Here is a 15135-nt window from a genome sequence, read left to right on the forward strand (position 1 = left end):
CTTCAGAATTCCATTTTCAGGAAGGCAAACTGGATTAGCGTCAGAAACTCCCCGGCAGCAGGATGTTGCGGTCGACCTGGCGCACATCGCGCAAGCCGCAGAACGCCATGGTCAGATCCAGCTCGTTGCGGATGATATCCAGGCATTTGCTCACGCCCTGCTCGCCCATCGCGCCCAGGCCGTACAGGAAGGGCCGCCCGATGTAGACGCCCTTCGCCCCCAGCGCCAGCGCCTTGATCACATCCTGGCCCGAGCGGATGCCGCCGTCCATGTGCACTTCGATCTGCTTGCCGACCACCTCGGCAATGCGCGGCAGCGCGCCGATCGAGGACTCGGCGCCATCCAGCTGGCGGCCGCCGTGGTTGGAGACGATCAGCGCATCGGCGCCGCTTTCCACGCACAGGCGCGCATCTTCGGCGTCCATGATGCCCTTGATGATCAACTTGCCGCCCCAGCGCTGCTTGATCCACTCCACATCCTTCCACGACAGGCTGAGATCGAACTGCTGGCTGGTCCACGACGACAGCGACGACATGTCCGACACCGAGGTCGCGTGGCCGACGATGTTGCCAAACGTCCGGCGCGGCGTGCCCAGCATGCCCAGGCACCAGCGCGGCTTGGTGGCCAGGTTGATCAGGTTGGGAATGGTCAGCTTGGGCGGCGCCGACAGGCCGTTGCGTAGATCCTTGTGGCGCTGGCCCAGCACCTGCAAGTCCAGCGTCAGCACCAGCGCCGAGCAGCGCGCGGCCTTGGCGCGGTCGATCAGGCGGTTGATGAAGTCGCGGTCCTTCATCACGTACAGCTGGAACCAGAATGGCGCGCTGGTGTGGGCGGCGATGTCCTCGATCGAGCAGATGCTCATGGTCGACAGGGTAAACGGCACACCGAATTTTTCCGCCGCCTTGGCCGCCAGGATCTCGCCGTCGGCGTGCTGCATGCCGGTCAGGCCGGTCGGCGCCAGCGCCACCGGCATGGCGACATTCTGGCCGATCATGGTGCTGGCCAGCGTGCGGTTTTCCAGGTTGACCGCCACGCGCTGGCGGAATTTGATCCTGGCGAAGTCTTCATTGTTGGCGCGGTAGGTTGATTCGGTCCAGGAACCGGCATCGGCGTAATCGTAAAACATGCGTGGGACGCGTTTTTTTGCCAGCACGCGCAGGTCTTCAATGGTGGTGATGATGCCCATCCAGTCTCCCCTTTTAGTATGTCCGACAGATCATCAGCCATTTTTTTGTAAAAGCCAAGTTCATTTAGCGGATCTGGGTGTACAGCTGAAACATCGCATACTGCATCGCGAATTGCAGCGCGGTGACGGAGAGCATGACGGTGATCATCCAATTGCGAGTACTCTGCTGCGCGCGTTCCAGATCTTCTTTTGTCGCAAAATGCGAAAGATCTTCCTTGGTAGCGAAGCGTGACAGGTCTTCTTTCGTAGCAAAGCGCAACAGGTCTTCTTTGGTGGCGAAGTGTGCCAAGTCTTCTTTCGTGGCAAAACGCAACAGGTCTTCTTTGGTGGCGAAGCGTGCCAGATCTTCTTTCGTGGCAAAACGCAACAGGTCTTCTTTGGTGGCGAAGCGTGCCAGGTCTTCTTTCGTGGCAAAGCGCAACAGGTCTTCTTTGGTGGCGAAGCGGGCGAGATCCTCCTTGCTGGCAAAGCGCTGATCGACGTAGGACTTGAAATCTGCCAGGCTTTCCTTCAGCTCGGCCTTGGTGACATAGTTGGCCTGGATATCCCGGACGATCTCCACCAGCGTTTCCATCTGATGCTCCTGCAGTGCGACGCGTAGCTCCATGCTTTTATCATTCGCCATGACGGCCTCCCGGTCAAGGCAGTCAGCCTACAGTGCGTGGCCGAGACCGCGCATGAGCAAGCGCAAGGCACAAAGCAAAAGGGCCTGAAGATTTCTCTTCAGGCCCTTCTACTTACGAATTTTGGTGCGGCTGGCAGGAATCGAACCCACGACCCCTTGGTTCGTAGCCAAGTACTCTATCCAGCTGAGCTACAGCCGCGAAAGACAACATTATAGCAGAGCAATTCCAATTCCAAAAGGCCTAACTTGAAGTTTCCTGCCATGTCGCGCACTGTTGACAATGGCGCATGCATCGGCCCCGCGTTCGTCCTAACATGAATATCCACCCAAACACCGCAAGAGGCAGACCATGGCTCTCAGGCTCATCACCACCGCGCTGGCCGCCATCGTGGTCGGCATCGCGCAACCGGCGTTCGCCGATGTCACCTACAGCTACACCGGCGCCAAGTTCGACAACGTCAAAGTGCTGACCATCTTCGATCCCGAAGTGCCCCCCGAAAACGCCCTGGCCGAAAGCGCCCGCGTCAAGGCAATCCTGCTCAACGATCAGATCAACATTACGCTGACCACGCCGGTCTACATCCCCGCCGGCTGGACCACTTTCGACTACACCGGCGTTTATGGCGAGCTGGGCGTGGCATTGTGGTCCTTGCAACCGTCGAATCCCGGCGCCGGCGTGGGCTGGACGCTGACCAACAGCGCCTTCGGCGGCAGCGGCCACATCCAGGTGGAGAATATCTTCAACTATGATCCCTGGATGGATTCGCGCCTGTCGGTTTCGCTGCATGTGGGCGCCGGCAACACCATCGATGCCTGGGAGATCACCATGCTGCCGGGCGATGCCTACGGCCCGCCCACCTGGGACATCAAGATGGGCAGTTCCAGCACCACCGGCGACACCCTGCTGTATGAATTCGGCGCGGCGCACGGCTATCAGCGGCAGGAAGCGGCCACCAGCACGATCGGCAACTGGACAGTGGCCGGGCCGGTCACCGAGCCCGGCCCGGCCACCCTGATGCTCGGCGGCCTGGCGGCGCTCGGCTTGATCCTGAAAAAACGGCGCGCATAAAGCAAAAGGGCCCGAAGATCACTCTTCAGGCCCTTCCACTTACGAATTTTGGTGCGGCTGGCAGGAATCGAACCCACGACCCCTTGGTTCGTAGCCAAGTACTCTATCCAGCTGAGCTACAGCCGCGTAAAACAAGATTATAACAGCACTTTCTTGTTTGAAAACAGAAGAATCTTCCAATCCCTCTGGTGAAACTGATGGTGCGGCTGGCAGGAATCGAACCCACGACCCCTTGGTTCGTAGCCAAGTACTCTATCCAGCTGAGCTACAGCCGCACTGTGCAAGCATTATAAAGCATTAATTTTGTTTTGCAAAGTACGATATTTTCTATCGTTTAGTTGGTCCAGCATACGAAATACCGAATCAACTGCCCTGCAAAACTGCTCTGCTGCATCTCTTTCAAACAGCGTGCCGTTCGAAAGAAGCAGCATTATAGGGATACTCCGGTAGCTTGTCCAGCACTCCGTACAGGGGCCGCCTCAGGTGCCGAACTCGGCCGCCGCCTTGGCCGACCACAACGCCTCGTTGTAGGACGGATAGGGGTCGCCATAACAGTCCACATGGCCGTCGGCGCCGACAAACTTGATCCACCAGCCCTCGCTGTCCGACAAAATCGCGATATCGCCCTCGCGGCAGTGGCCGCCGACCTCTTCGCCCTGTTCCAGTACAACAATCTTCACCTTGCGGTGCTTGATGACATTCACCATTGCTTCGATCTCCTCGCTTCATTCATGCCAGTTATCGCGCACATTACGAATCTAAATTTGCATTCATTTGCGCATTGCAGCATCATTGACCTGTCTCCTCTATTCTCCTCCAAGGAAATAGATTTAGCCCGCTCCTGTAGCGGGCTTTTTTTTATCCGTGTACGATGCACTCAGCTTTGCCTTTTCATAAGACCGATACAAGACAGATAACAGAGAGCGTCCGCACCGCATGAATCACCCATCCGCCGTCCTGCCGCCCGCGCCCGACTGGTCGCAAACCGCCCTCGGCCCCGCCGCAGACTGGCCCCCCAGCCTGCGACTGACCATCGACATCCTGCTCAACTCGCCGCAAGCCATGTTGCTGATGTGGGGCCCGCAGCAGATTATGGTCTATAACGACGCTTACGCCACACTGATCGGTCTGCCGAGCCTGCGCGCGCCGGGCGGCAAGGTGCCATCGATGCAGCCGGCGGCGTGGAGCTGGAACAGCGCCGCGCTGGCGCCGGTGCGCGAAGGCCGCAGCGTCAGTTACCGCGGCTGCGAACTGCCGGTGTGGCGCGACGGCCACATGGCGCCGCAGCCGCTGGACCTGTACTACACCCCGGTGCCGGGCGACGACGGCGGCGTGGCCGGCATCCTGTGCACGCTGGCCGCCGGCCGCAGCGCCGCCACGGCCGACAGCGACATTCCGCTGCGCCTGCTGGTGGTGGAGGACAACAGCGACGCCCGTTACCTGGTCTGCGAGACGCTGCGCGCGCTGGGCCACGAGGTGGAAGCCGTGGGCAGCGGCGAGGAAGCGCTGCCGCAACTGGCGCAGCACAGCTTCGATGTGTTGTTCACCGACGTCAGCCTGCCCGGCATGTCCGGCGTCGACCTGGCGCGCCAGGCGGTGCGGCAGAAGCCGGAACTGGCGCTGCTGTTCGCTTCCGGCTACGGCGAGGAATTGACGCGCCACCTGGAATTCCCTTCCCAGTCGTTGCAAAAACCTTATGATATCGAGCAGTTGCAGGCCGTGCTCGAACAGATCGGCGCCCGCCTGCACGGCCGCTGATTCCACCGGCGCGGCGCGCCTGCCAAACGTGCGGAGCCGCTGCGGGGGTTGGCGATAGAATGGGGCGATGATAGTTCCGAACACTCCCACCGCCATGCCGTCCCTGGCATCGGATGCGCACGAAGAGCTGCTACGCGCGAGGGAAGCCTTGCACCAGAGCCAGTTGGAATTGCGCGCGCTGGCCAACTCCATGCCGCAGCTGGCCTGGATCGCCGAGCAGGACGGCACCATGGTCTGGTACAACGAACGCTGGTACGACTACACCGGCACCACGCCCGAGCAGATGGCCGGCGACGGCTGGCAGCGTGTCTACGCCCCCGATTGCCTTGAAGCCATGATCGCCCACTGGCAACAGTCGCGCCAGAGCGGCGAAGTGTTCGAACTGGAAGTGCCGATCCGCAGCGCCAGCGGCGAGTTCCGCTGGTTCCTCACCCGCGCCAATCCGGTGCGCAGCGGCGACGGCAGCCTGTTGCGCTGGTTCGGCACCAGCACCGACGTCGACCAGGTCAAGCGCGCGCAGGAAGCGCTGCGCGACGAAACCGCCGTGCTGGAACTGCTCAACCGCACCGGCGCCGCCCTCGCCTCGCAGCGCGACCTGCGCCTGCTGCTGCAGGAAGTGACCGACGCCGCCACCAGCATCAGCGGCGCCCGCTTTGGCGCCTTCTTCTACCACACCACCAACAGCGCCGGCGAGGCGCTGGTGCTGCACACGCTGTCGTCCGGCGCGCCGGACGCCTTCTCGCAATTCGGCCAGCCGCGCGCCACCGCCCTGTTCGGCCCCGGCATGCGCGGCGAAGGCACGGTGCGCTGCGACGACGTGCTGCAAGACCCGCGCTACGGCCACAACCTGCCCTACGCCGGCGTGCCGCCCAACCATCCACCGGTGCGCAGCTACCTGGCGGTGCCGGTGGCGCTGCGCACCGGCGCGGTGATCGGCTGCCTGATGTTCGGCCACCCGGAGCCGGGCATCTTCAACGAGCGTACCGAGCGCATCATCGGCGGCATCGCCGCCCAGGCCGCCGTCGCCATCGACAACGCCCGGCTGTACGAAGCCTCGCAGCGGGCCGCCGAGGAACGCAAGATCCTGCTCGACTCGGAACGCCAGGCGCGCGCCGAGGCCGAGCGCACCAGCCAGCTCAAGGACGAGTTCCTGGCCACGCTGTCGCACGAGCTGCGCACGCCGCTGACGGCCATCCTCGGCTGGGCGCAAGTCCTGCGGCGCGGCAGCCGCGACCAGGCCGACCTGCACCGCGGCCTGCAAACCATCGAACGCAACGCCCGCGCCCAGGCGCAGCTGATCGAAGACCTGCTCGACATGAGCAGCATCGCCTCCGGCCGCGTGCGGCTGGCAATGCAGCCGCTGGCGCCGGCCGTCGTCGCTGCCGCCGCCATCGAATCGGTGCGCGCGGCCGCCGAGGCCAAGCAGATCCGCATCGACAAGGATTTCGCCGCCGTGCCCGGCATGGTGGCGGGTGACGCCAACCGCCTGCAGCAGATCCTGTGGAACCTGCTGAGCAACGCGCTGAAGTTCACGCCGCGCGGCGGCGTGGTCGAGGTCGGCGTGCGGCGTGATGGCGAGCACATCCTCATCAGCGTGCGCGACAGCGGCATCGGCATCGCCGCCGCCTTCCTGGGCCACGTGTTCGAACGCTTCCGCCAGGCCGACGCCACCACCACCCGCGAGCATGGCGGACTGGGGCTGGGACTGGCGATCGTCAAGCACCTGGTCGAGCAGCACGGCGGCACCATCGGCGTCGAGAGCGAAGGCGAAGGCCGCGGCGCCTGCTTCACCGTGCGCCTGCCCCGGCTCGACAACCTGCTGCCGGCGGACGCGGTCGCCGCGCCCGAAACCGCGCATGCTGCGGCGCATGATTTATCCGGCCTGCAAGTACTGGTGGTGGACGACGAGGACGACGCGCGCGAACTGATCAAGCGCATCCTCAACGACTGCAACGCCGACGTGCTGACCGCCGCCACCGCCACCGAAGCCTTGAATTTGCTGCAACACGCGCGCCCCGATCTGATGGTCAGCGACCTGGGCATGCCGGAGGTCGACGGCTACGGCCTGCTGGACCGCATCCGCGCACTGGGACCGGCGCGCGGCGGCGATTTGCCGGCCATCGCGCTGACCGCCTTCGCCCGCTCGGAAGACCGGATTAAAGCGCTCTCCAGCGGTTTTCTGGCGCACATTGCCAAGCCGGTCGAGCCGAACGAACTGATCGCCAAAGTGGCCGCCATGGGCGCCGCCCATCGCCACGCCTGAAAACGATATCAGTCTGATCATAGGTGTAGATTAATTTCCATGAGGCAATTTTTCCACTCCTACTTCACGACGCGGCAATGTCCTACAAGCAATCCGAAAAACTCTTGATACACTACAAAACTGACAGAAACAGCGTAGAATTATTTCCGCACGGAAATTAAATGCGCTGGTGTGCGGCGCACCACCCGAACAATGCGTTATTATCTAAATACTATTTAAGCGATAAAGAGACCGAGACCATCATGCCAAGCCGAGACGAAATCCTGAACGCCAAAATCCTGGTGGTGGATGACAGCGCAGACAACGTCGAACTGATGTTGGAGATCCTGCGCGAGGCCGGCTATACCGATGTGTCCTCGACCATGCTGCCCGAGCAGGTATGCCCCATGCACCGCCAGCATTGCTACGACCTGATCCTGCTGGACCTGCAAATGCCGGGCCTGAACGGCTTCCAGGTCATGAAGGGCCTCAAGGAAATCGAACAGGGCGGCTACCTGCCGGTGCTGGCGCTGACCGCCCAGCCGAGCTTCAAGATCGCCGCGCTGGAAGCGGGCGCGCGCGACTTCATCAGCAAACCGTTCGACCTGCTCGAAGTCCACAAGCGCATCCACAACATGCTGGAAGTGCGCCTGCTGTACAAGGAGCTGGCGCAGTACAGCCGCCAGCAGCAGGAACTGGCGCTGCACGATCCGCTGACCGCCCTGCCCAACCGCCGGCTGCTGGAGGACCGCATCGCCACCGTGCTGCAGCACGCCACCCGTCAGCAGAACAAGGCCGCCGTCATGTACCTCGACCTGGACGGCTTCAAGGTCATCAACGACACCCACGGCCATGCCTACGGTGACGAAATCCTCAAGCAGGTGGCGCAGCGCCTGGTTGGCTGCTCGCGCAAGGAAGACACCGTGGCGCGCGTCGGCGGCGACGAATTCGTCATTGTCATGGGCAACATCGCCCATGTCGGCGACACCCAGGAGCCGGCCAACAAGCTGATCGAAGCCGTCTCGCAGCCGTATCAAGTCAACGGCCTGACGCTGCAACTGTCGACCAGCATCGGCGTCGCCCTGTTCCCCGACGACGCGACCGAAGTGGCCGCCGTGATCGCCGCTGCCGATGGCGCCCTGTACGAAGCCAAGCGCGCCGGTAAGAACCGCTACCGCACCGTGCAGCCGATGACCGGCGAACCCGTCCAACACCACACCATGTCCACCACGCTGGCCTGAAACGACAACGGGCGGACCGCAGTCCGCCCGTTCCGGTTTGCCGCCGCTTAGTGCGCGGCAGCCTCTTCCTTCAGACCTTGCTTGGTGCTCTGGCTGACCTTGTCCGCGTGCTGGTGGTCTTCATGCGCACTCACCATTTCTGGAGGCACTTCGATGCGGGTCACACCGGCGTCTACCGAAACCGGATCGCTGGCCGGGAAAGTCATTTCCACGCCATTGTCCAGCAAGGTTTCCTTGGCCTGCTCGGCCGGCGTTTCCTGCTCCAGCTCGGCCAGGGTGGTGATCGCCACCGCCCATTTGACGAACTCCAGGTTGGCCAGGTCGCGCACGGTGACCACGTTGAAAGCCTGGGCCAGCGCCTTGGCATCCTTGGCGCTCAGGCCGCGCAGGGCGCTGGTGGGGGCATCGGCCAGCGCGCGGAAGGTGTGGCCGATATATTCTTTGTCCACGACAGTATCGATATTCATGATGGATTCCTTTCAGTTGACGTTCTCACACACTGTGACAGGCGGCCAGCGCCGGGTCTGTGCGGGATCGAACACTGCTCCCACCACCCTTCTGTCGCGCTCGATTGACTATGTGTTTTTGACTTTAAATTACCCCCTTGCTATGATCGATTATGCATCTCGCACAGCGCAGAGACCCCGTGCCTAAAATAGACAAACCCAAGATTTTGGTCGTCAATGACGACGCCAACAGCCTGTTCGCGCTGACCAGTCTGCTCGCCCAATGGGCCGAGCAGGAATGCTATGAGGTGCTGGCCGCGCGCTCCGGCCAGGACGCCCTGCGCCAGGTGCTGATGCACGACTTCGCGGTGATTCTGCTGGACGTCAACATGCCCGGCATGGACGGTTTCGAGACCGCCGAAGCGATCCACGCCCGCGCCCGGTCGGCCGACATCCCGATCATCTTCATCACCGCCTTCCTGGCCGACGAACTGGACCGCCTGAAGGCCTACCAGCACGGCGCCGTCGATTTCCTGTTCACGCCGGTGATCCCGCAGGTGTTGTACGCCAAGGTCGCCGTGTTCGTGGCGCTGGCGATGAAGAACGAGGAACTGAAAAAACAGGCGCGCCAGCTGAGCCAGCGCACCACCGAACTGACCGCCACCAACCAGCGCCTGACCCGCGAGATCGAGGAACGCAAATCGATGGAGCGGCAGAACCACGCCAAGGATGAATTCCTCGCCATGCTGGGCCACGAGCTGCGCAATCCGCTGAGCGCCATCAGCAGCGCCGCCTCGCTGATCGGCCTGCCGGGCGTGTCGGTCGACGGCGTGCAGCGCGCCAAGAAAATCATCCAGCGCCAGAGCCAGCACCTGGGCCGCATCGTCGACGACCTGCTGGACCTGTCGCGCGCCATGTCCGGCAAGATCCTGCTGAACCGCTTGCCGCTGGACCTGTCCAAGCTGGTCGCCACGGCGCTGGAAACCTACCGCGCCACCGGCCGCAGCACCGACTACGAACTGGTGCAGGACCTCGACGCCGGCTGGATCGACGGCGACAGCACCCGCCTGGAACAGATCACCAGCAACCTGATCGACAACGCGCTGAAATACACGCCGGCCGGCGGCCGCATCGAGGTGCGCACCTGGACCGAGAACGACGACGTGGTCCTCAGCGTGCGCGACACCGGCGTCGGCATCGCCGCCGAACTGCTGCCGCACGTGTTCGACGTGTTCGTGCAAGGCAGCAGCACGCTGGACCGCTCGCAGGGCGGCCTCGGCATCGGCCTGTCGCTGGTGCGCCGGCTGGCCGAACTGCACGGCGGCAGCGTGGCCGCCGACAGTCCGGGCGACAACCGCGGCAGCACCTTCACGCTGCGCCTGCCGCGCATCGAGCATCAGGTGGTGGCGCCGCCCGCGCCGGCCGGCCGCGGCGAACACGGCAAGCCGCGCGTGCTGCTGATCGAAGACAACGACGACGGCCGCGAAATGATGAGCATGATGTTGAACGGTTACGGCTACGACGTCGAAGCGGCCGCCGACGGCCTGCTCGGCCTGAGCGCCGCCCTGAGCTATCAGCCCGACCTGGCGCTGGTCGACATCGGCCTGCCCGGCATCGACGGCTACGAGGTGGCGCGCCGCCTGCGCGCCGATCCGGCCACGCGCGACATCAAGCTGATCGCCCTCACCGGCTACGGCCTGGCGGAAGACCTGCAGCGCGTGATGGAAGCCGGCTTCGACCGCCACCTGGTCAAGCCGGTCGACATCGACCAGCTGATGGAAGTGATCGACACCTGCGCCAGGGTGCCGGTACGCGAATAGGCCGCGCACGCTTGGGCCACGGTGCGCCACAAGTTGCAAAGCTCGGGTATGATCGGGTCAGAGCATAGTCCGTCCGACTTTAACGAGAAAACCCATGTCCGTACCGGCATCGCAAGAACCACACACTCCGCAGCAGGACGCCCTGCGCAGCGCCGACCTGAGCGAGCTGCTCGGCCACGTCCACACCTGCTGGGACAACGAGCGCCGCTCGCTGTCGCGCCAGTTGCACGACAGCCTGGGTTCGTCGCTGACGGCGCTGACCATGCACCTCGGCCTGCTGATGCAGAAACTGCCGCCCGACCAGGCCTTGCAGGACCGCGCCGGCCACATGAAAAAACTGCTGAACCAGATCGTCGAAACCAACCGCCAGATGCAGCTCAAGCTGTGGAACGACAAGCTGGAATTCCTCGGCGTGCGCGTGGCGCTGGATGAACTGGTCACGCAATTCGGCGAACAGCGCGGCATCACCGCCCGTTGCAGCCTGCCGGAAGACGAACTGGATTGCCCGCGCAGCCACGGCATCGTGCTGCTGCACACGCTGGAAGAAGCGCTGCGCAATATCGACAGCCACGCGCAGGCCACCGAAGTCGACGTCATCGTTGACGACAACGAAGACGAAGTGATGATGACGGTGAAGGACAACGGCGTCGGCCTGAGCGGCCCGGTGGCGGCCGACTACAATCCGTCGGCCGGCAAGTTCGGCCTGCGCATGGCGCGCGAGCGCGCCGCCTACCTGGGCGGCACGCTGACGCTGTCGACCGGCGCCGAGCGCGGCGTCACCTTGACGATGATCCTGCCCAAGCCGGCGGCCGCCGTTTAATGCAGCTTGACCAGCGGCGTGGTGCGCTTGATCAGGAAGCGCGCCACCGCCAGCACGGCCGTGCGCACCGTGCCCAGCACCGCCTTGTGGTGCATCAGGTGCAGGCTGACGTACATCAGGCGCGCCACAAAGCCGTCGACAAACCAGCTTAATCCCTTCAGCGATCCCATCAGGCTGCCCACCGACGTGGTCTGGCCGAATGACACCAGCGAACCGTAATCGCGGTACACATACGGCTTGCCTTGCGGCGGCTGATTCTTGTGCTGGCGCAGGAAGGTCTCCAGCAGATAATCGGCCATCTGGTGCGCGGCTTGCGCGCGCGGCGGCACCAGCTTGCCGTCCGGGCCGACGCAGGCGGCGCAGTCGCCCAGCGCATAAATATCATCGAAGCCTTTGACCGCCAGCGTGCCGTCCACGTCCAGCTGGCCGGACTTGGTGGTGGGCAGTCCCAGCGTCTTGAGGAAGTCCGGCGCCTTGATGCCGGCGGCCCAGACCACGATCTGCGCCGGATAGACGGTGTCGCCGGCGGTAACGCTGGCGCCGTCGATGGCCGTCACGCGGGTGTCGGTCACCACTTTCACGGCGCGCTGGTGCAGCAGATCCAGCGCGGCGCTGGAGACTTTTTCCGGCAGCGGCGCCAGGATGCGCGGCGCGCCTTCCAGCAGGGTGATGCGCACGTCGCGCTCGGCCTTCAATTGGCGGAAGCCATAGGTGGCGTAGACGTCGCTCGCTTCGCGCAGCTCGGCCGCCAGCTCGACGCCGGTGGCGCCGCCGCCGATGATGACCACGTCCACACCTGCTTCGGCGTTGACGCTTTTTTTCAGCTCGGCCAGCGTCAGCAGCTTGAGCAGCGTCAGGCGGAAACGCTCGGCGTCTTCGGTGGCGTTCAGCGAAATCGTGTGCTCGGCCGCGCCGGGTACACCGAAGTAATTCGACGTGCTGCCGACCGCCATCACCAGCTTCTCGAAGCCGATCTGGCGTTCGGGCAGGATCTCTTCGCCGTTGTTGACGATGGCGCCGACAGTCAGCAGGCGCTGCTGGGCGTCCAGCGCCAGCATCGGGCCGTAGACAAAGGTGAAGTGGTTGTCGTGCGCCAGCATTTGGTAGGACAGCCCTTCCTGGTGCACGTCCAGCGTGCCGGCCGCCACCTCGTGCAGCGAGGGTTTCCAGATGTGGAACAGGCGGCTGTCGACCAGCATGACGGCCTGCGGTCCCAGCTTGCGCCCCAGTTTGCAGGCGAGCTCCAGCCCGCCTGCTCCGCCGCCAACAATCACGAATTTACTTTGCAAACTATTCTCCTGTGGCGGCAACTGCCGCCGGGTTATCGGTCGTGCCGGTCATGGCCGCGATCGTGACCGCGGCCATGATCGTGACCATTGTCGTGGCCACGGCCCGGACCGTGGTCGTCGCGGCGATCATCGCGGTAATGCTCCTCGCGACGCGGACCGCCATGGCCGTGACGCTCGTGGTAACGCGGCACATATTCATTGTTGTACCACCGATCCTGCACGAAAAACACTCTCTGATTGCAGGCATGGTAAGCATGGCAATGTTTCGCCCAGTTCCTTGCGTGGCCCGGCGGCACGCGCAGATAGATCGGCGCCACCTCGACGTAACGCACCGGCCGTTCGATGATCACCGGCTGGCGGTACAGCACCTGCGGCGGCGGATAATCGCCGACGTCGATGCGGCCGTAAAAGCCGGGCTGGCCGACGCTGAGGGACAGGCCGACATCGGCGGCAAAGGCGGAGGCGGACATGGCCAGCAGGCTGGCGGCGAGTAACGTGGCTTTCATGATGAGTCTCGATTCTTGATCCGAGCGAACTTGCTCACCTCTTAGCATAATAAAGCCTGCAGAAAATCTCTGTGCGCTGACGTACATAAGTTACTTATGCTAAACTAATCGTTCGATACCTAACGATTAGCTGGTGAATCATATGTCTTCTATCGAAGAACGCTTCTCTGCCGCCCTGCACGGCACCGCCCGCGCCTGGCGCCTGGCGGTGGACCGCCGCCTCAAACACCTGGGCCTGAGCCAGGCCAGCTGGATGGCGATCGCCCTGACGGCCAAGGAAAAGGAACCGCCGTCGCAGACCCGGCTGGCCGCCCGCGCCGGCGTCGAAGACCCGACCATGGTGTCCACCGTCGACAAGCTGGTCAAGGCCGGCTACATGCTGCGCACGCCATCCGAGACCGACCGCCGCGTCAAGCTGCTGAGCCTGACGCCGGCCGGGCAGGCAATCTACGCCACCGTCTGGAAGGAAGCCCAGGTGGTGCGCCAGGAAATGCTGAGCAAGGCCGATCCGGCCGTGCTGCTGCTGGTGACCGAGTTCCTGGAATCGATCCATAGCGACATCGAGTCCTTTTCGTGAGCACAACGATGAGCACAGCAGCAAGCACCGCCGCCGCGCCCGACGACGGCCTGAACCGCCGCATGATCACGGTATCGATCATGCTCGCCACGATCATTCAGGCGCTGGACGGCACCATCGCCAACGTCGCCCTGCCGCACATGCAGGGCAGCCTGTCGGCCTCGCAGGACCAGATCACCTGGGTACTGACCTCGTTCATCGTGGCCGCCGCCATCGCCACGCCGCTGACCGGCTGGCTGTGCGACCGCTTCGGCCAGAAGAACATCTTCCTGACCTCGGTGGCCGGCTTCACCATCGCCTCGGTGCTGTGCGGACTGTCCGGCACCTTGAGCGAAATCGTCATCGCCCGCCTGTTGCAAGGCGTGTTCGGCGCCGCGCTGGTGCCACTGTCGCAGGCCACGCTGCTCGACATCAATCCGCGCGAAAAGCACGGGTCGGCCATGGCCGTATGGGGCATGGGCGTGATGATCGGCCCGATTCTCGGCCCCACCCTGGGCGGCTGGCTGACCGACAGCTACGACTGGCGCTGGGTGTTCTTCATCAACATTCCGATCGGCGCCATGGCGTTCTACGGCATCTGGCGCTACATCCGCAAGACCGACGCGCCGCGCAAGATGAAGTTCGACGCCTTCGGCTTCGCCACCCTGAGCCTGTCCATCGGCGCGCTGCAGATGCTGCTCGACCGCGGCGAACAGAACGACTGGTTCAGCGCCACCGAAACCTGGGTCGAGGCCATCCTCCTGGCGCTGAGCTTTGCGTATTTTGTCGCCCACACCGCCACGCGGCCGGCCGGCAAGTCCTTCTTCGATTACCGGCTGCTGCGCAATGCCAACTACGTCAGCGGCCTGTTGTTCATCTTCATCGTCGGCCTGGTGCTGTTCGCCACGCGCGCACTGACGCCGTCGATGCTGCAAAGCCTGATGGGCTATCCGGCCAAGATCGCCGGCCTGGTGACGGCGCCCAGCGGCATCGGCACCATGATCGCGATGATGATGGTGGGCCGGCTGGTGGGCAAGGTCGACCTGCGCCTGCTGCTGGGCATCGGCTTCGCCATCACCGCCTTCTCGCTGTGGCAGATGACGCGCTACACGCTGGTGCTGTCGCAAAGCGACATCGTCTGGCCGGGCGTGATCCAGGGCCTGGGACTTGGCCTGGTGTTCGTGCCGCTGAGCGCCGCGACGTTTGCCACGCTGTCGCCCGAAATGCGCGCCGAAGGCACGGCCATCTACAGCCTGATCCGCAATATCGGCAGTTCGATCGGCATCGCGCTGGTGCAGACGCTGCTGGTGCGGAACACGCAGACCGTGCATGCGTCGCTGACCGAACACGTCACCACCACCAACCCGGCGCTGCTCAACAACCTGGCCACGCCGGAAGCGGCGGCCACGCTGAACAACGAGATCACGCGCCAGGCGTCGATGATCGCCTACGTGGATGACTTCTGGCTGATGTTTATTATGACTTTGTGCGTGATACCGCTGCTGCTGTTGATACGCCCGCCGGCCAAGAGCGCGCCGGTGACGGTCGACCACGCCGCCATGGATTGAGGAGAAGCA

The 15135-nt window shown here is 63.6% G+C and carries 14 protein-coding genes and 3 tRNA genes; 8 read left to right on the top strand and 9 right to left on the bottom strand.

Annotated elements, in window-relative coordinates:
* Positions 1 to 40 precede the first annotated feature (40 nt).
* The 3 genes from GJ695_RS21145 to GJ695_RS21155 form a co-directional block, all read right to left on the bottom strand.
* Positions 41 to 1186 carry an alpha-hydroxy acid oxidase gene (locus GJ695_RS21145; RefSeq protein ID WP_154368226.1) on the bottom strand — a complete coding sequence of 382 codons (1146 nt, stop codon included), beginning with the start codon at positions 1184 to 1186 and terminating at the stop codon, positions 41 to 43.
* Positions 1187 to 1250: 64 nt separating this feature from the next.
* On the bottom strand, positions 1251 to 1811 hold the full coding sequence (locus GJ695_RS21150; protein ID WP_154368228.1) for a hypothetical protein: 561 nt from the start codon (positions 1809 to 1811) through the stop codon (positions 1251 to 1253).
* A 122-nt stretch (positions 1812 to 1933) separates the two neighbouring features.
* Positions 1934 to 2010, bottom strand: a tRNA-Arg gene (locus tag GJ695_RS21155).
* A gap of 150 nt (positions 2011 to 2160) precedes the next feature.
* Between GJ695_RS21155 and GJ695_RS21160 the strand changes: the two genes are divergently transcribed.
* The gene (locus GJ695_RS21160; RefSeq protein ID WP_154368230.1) at positions 2161 to 2880 is read left to right on the top strand and encodes a hypothetical protein; all 720 of its coding nucleotides are present in this window, start codon (positions 2161 to 2163) and stop codon (positions 2878 to 2880) included.
* Positions 2881 to 2929: 49 nt separating this feature from the next.
* Here the strand turns inward: GJ695_RS21160 and GJ695_RS21165 are convergent.
* The 3 genes from GJ695_RS21165 to GJ695_RS21175 form a co-directional block, all read right to left on the bottom strand.
* A tRNA-Arg gene (locus GJ695_RS21165) sits at positions 2930 to 3006 on the bottom strand.
* A 72-nt stretch (positions 3007 to 3078) separates the two neighbouring features.
* Positions 3079 to 3155: transfer RNA gene (locus tag GJ695_RS21170), tRNA-Arg, on the bottom strand.
* A 204-nt stretch (positions 3156 to 3359) separates the two neighbouring features.
* Entirely contained in the window at positions 3360 to 3587 is a 228-nt protein-coding gene (locus GJ695_RS21175) for a hypothetical protein (RefSeq protein WP_154368232.1), read from the bottom strand.
* 229 nt (positions 3588 to 3816) lie between these two features.
* On the opposite strand from GJ695_RS21175, the gene GJ695_RS21180 reads away from it, so the two are divergent.
* The 3 genes from GJ695_RS21180 to GJ695_RS21190 all read left to right on the top strand — a co-directional run bounded on the left by GJ695_RS21180 (position 3817) and on the right by GJ695_RS21190 (position 8121).
* Entirely contained in the window at positions 3817 to 4638 is an 822-nt protein-coding gene (locus GJ695_RS21180) for a response regulator (protein WP_154368234.1), read from the top strand.
* Between the two features lie 67 nt (positions 4639 to 4705).
* Positions 4706 to 6901: a hybrid sensor histidine kinase/response regulator gene (locus tag GJ695_RS21185; RefSeq protein WP_154368236.1), complete on the top strand. Its 2196-nt coding sequence runs from the start codon at positions 4706 to 4708 to the stop codon at positions 6899 to 6901.
* Between the two features lie 242 nt (positions 6902 to 7143).
* Complete coding sequence (locus GJ695_RS21190) at positions 7144 to 8121, top strand: GGDEF domain-containing response regulator (RefSeq protein ID WP_229260445.1); 978 nt, start codon at positions 7144 to 7146, stop codon at positions 8119 to 8121.
* 47 nt (positions 8122 to 8168) lie between these two features.
* On the opposite strand, the gene GJ695_RS21195 is transcribed toward GJ695_RS21190, so the two are convergent.
* Positions 8169 to 8588 (bottom strand): hypothetical protein, encoded by a 420-nt coding sequence (locus GJ695_RS21195; RefSeq protein WP_154368238.1) that lies wholly within the window; start codon positions 8586 to 8588, stop codon positions 8169 to 8171.
* Between the two features lie 179 nt (positions 8589 to 8767).
* On the opposite strand from GJ695_RS21195, the gene GJ695_RS21200 reads away from it, so the two are divergent.
* Both GJ695_RS21200 and GJ695_RS21205 read left to right on the top strand, forming a co-directional pair.
* Complete coding sequence (locus tag GJ695_RS21200) at positions 8768 to 10387, top strand: response regulator (protein WP_166455146.1); 1620 nt, start codon at positions 8768 to 8770, stop codon at positions 10385 to 10387.
* Between the two features lie 94 nt (positions 10388 to 10481).
* Entirely contained in the window at positions 10482 to 11207 is a 726-nt protein-coding gene (locus GJ695_RS21205; protein ID WP_154368242.1) for a sensor histidine kinase, read from the top strand.
* Here the strand turns inward: GJ695_RS21205 and GJ695_RS21210 are convergent.
* Both GJ695_RS21210 and GJ695_RS21215 read right to left on the bottom strand, forming a co-directional pair.
* Positions 11204 to 12496 carry an NAD(P)/FAD-dependent oxidoreductase gene (locus GJ695_RS21210; RefSeq protein ID WP_154368244.1) on the bottom strand — a complete coding sequence of 431 codons (1293 nt, stop codon included), beginning with the start codon at positions 12494 to 12496 and terminating at the stop codon, positions 11204 to 11206. The two genes, GJ695_RS21205 and GJ695_RS21210, sit on opposite strands and share 4 nt — an antisense overlap.
* Positions 12497 to 12528: 32 nt before the next feature.
* Positions 12529 to 13002: a hypothetical protein gene (locus GJ695_RS21215; protein WP_154368247.1), complete on the bottom strand. Its 474-nt coding sequence runs from the start codon at positions 13000 to 13002 to the stop codon at positions 12529 to 12531.
* Positions 13003 to 13144: 142 nt separating this feature from the next.
* Here GJ695_RS21215 and GJ695_RS21220 point away from each other — a divergent pair, with 142 nt between their 5' ends.
* Entirely contained in the window at positions 13145 to 13579 is a 435-nt protein-coding gene (locus GJ695_RS21220) for a MarR family winged helix-turn-helix transcriptional regulator (protein ID WP_154368248.1), read from the top strand.
* Between the two features lie 8 nt (positions 13580 to 13587).
* Entirely contained in the window at positions 13588 to 15126 is a 1539-nt protein-coding gene (locus GJ695_RS21225) for an MDR family MFS transporter (RefSeq protein WP_154368250.1), read from the top strand.
* Positions 15127 to 15135 lie beyond the last annotated feature (9 nt).

The sequence above is a fragment of the Duganella alba genome, assembly GCF_009674495.1.
Lineage (GTDB): Bacteria > Pseudomonadota > Gammaproteobacteria > Burkholderiales > Burkholderiaceae_D > Rugamonas > Rugamonas alba.

What these genes read in the sequence shown, in the direction of transcription:
- GJ695_RS21145 (WP_154368226.1), bottom strand. Translation starts at nt 1,186, where the DNA reads ATGGGCATCATCACCACCATTGAAGACCTGCGCGTGCTGGCAAAAAAA.
- GJ695_RS21150 (WP_154368228.1), bottom strand. Translation starts at nt 1,811, where the DNA reads ATGGCGAATGATAAAAGCATGGAGCTACGCGTCGCACTGCAGGAGCAT.
- GJ695_RS21160 (WP_154368230.1), top strand. Translation starts at nt 2,161, where the DNA reads ATGGCTCTCAGGCTCATCACCACCGCGCTGGCCGCCATCGTGGTCGGC.
- GJ695_RS21175 (WP_154368232.1), bottom strand. Translation starts at nt 3,587, where the DNA reads ATGGTGAATGTCATCAAGCACCGCAAGGTGAAGATTGTTGTACTGGAA.
- GJ695_RS21180 (WP_154368234.1), top strand. Translation starts at nt 3,817, where the DNA reads ATGAATCACCCATCCGCCGTCCTGCCGCCCGCGCCCGACTGGTCGCAA.
- GJ695_RS21185 (WP_154368236.1), top strand. Translation starts at nt 4,706, where the DNA reads ATGATAGTTCCGAACACTCCCACCGCCATGCCGTCCCTGGCATCGGAT.
- GJ695_RS21190 (WP_229260445.1), top strand. Translation starts at nt 7,144, where the DNA reads ATGCCAAGCCGAGACGAAATCCTGAACGCCAAAATCCTGGTGGTGGAT.
- GJ695_RS21195 (WP_154368238.1), bottom strand. Translation starts at nt 8,588, where the DNA reads ATGAATATCGATACTGTCGTGGACAAAGAATATATCGGCCACACCTTC.
- GJ695_RS21205 (WP_154368242.1), top strand. Translation starts at nt 10,482, where the DNA reads ATGTCCGTACCGGCATCGCAAGAACCACACACTCCGCAGCAGGACGCC.
- GJ695_RS21215 (WP_154368247.1), bottom strand. Translation starts at nt 13,002, where the DNA reads ATGAAAGCCACGTTACTCGCCGCCAGCCTGCTGGCCATGTCCGCCTCC.
- GJ695_RS21220 (WP_154368248.1), top strand. Translation starts at nt 13,145, where the DNA reads ATGTCTTCTATCGAAGAACGCTTCTCTGCCGCCCTGCACGGCACCGCC.
- GJ695_RS21225 (WP_154368250.1), top strand. Translation starts at nt 13,588, where the DNA reads ATGAGCACAGCAGCAAGCACCGCCGCCGCGCCCGACGACGGCCTGAAC.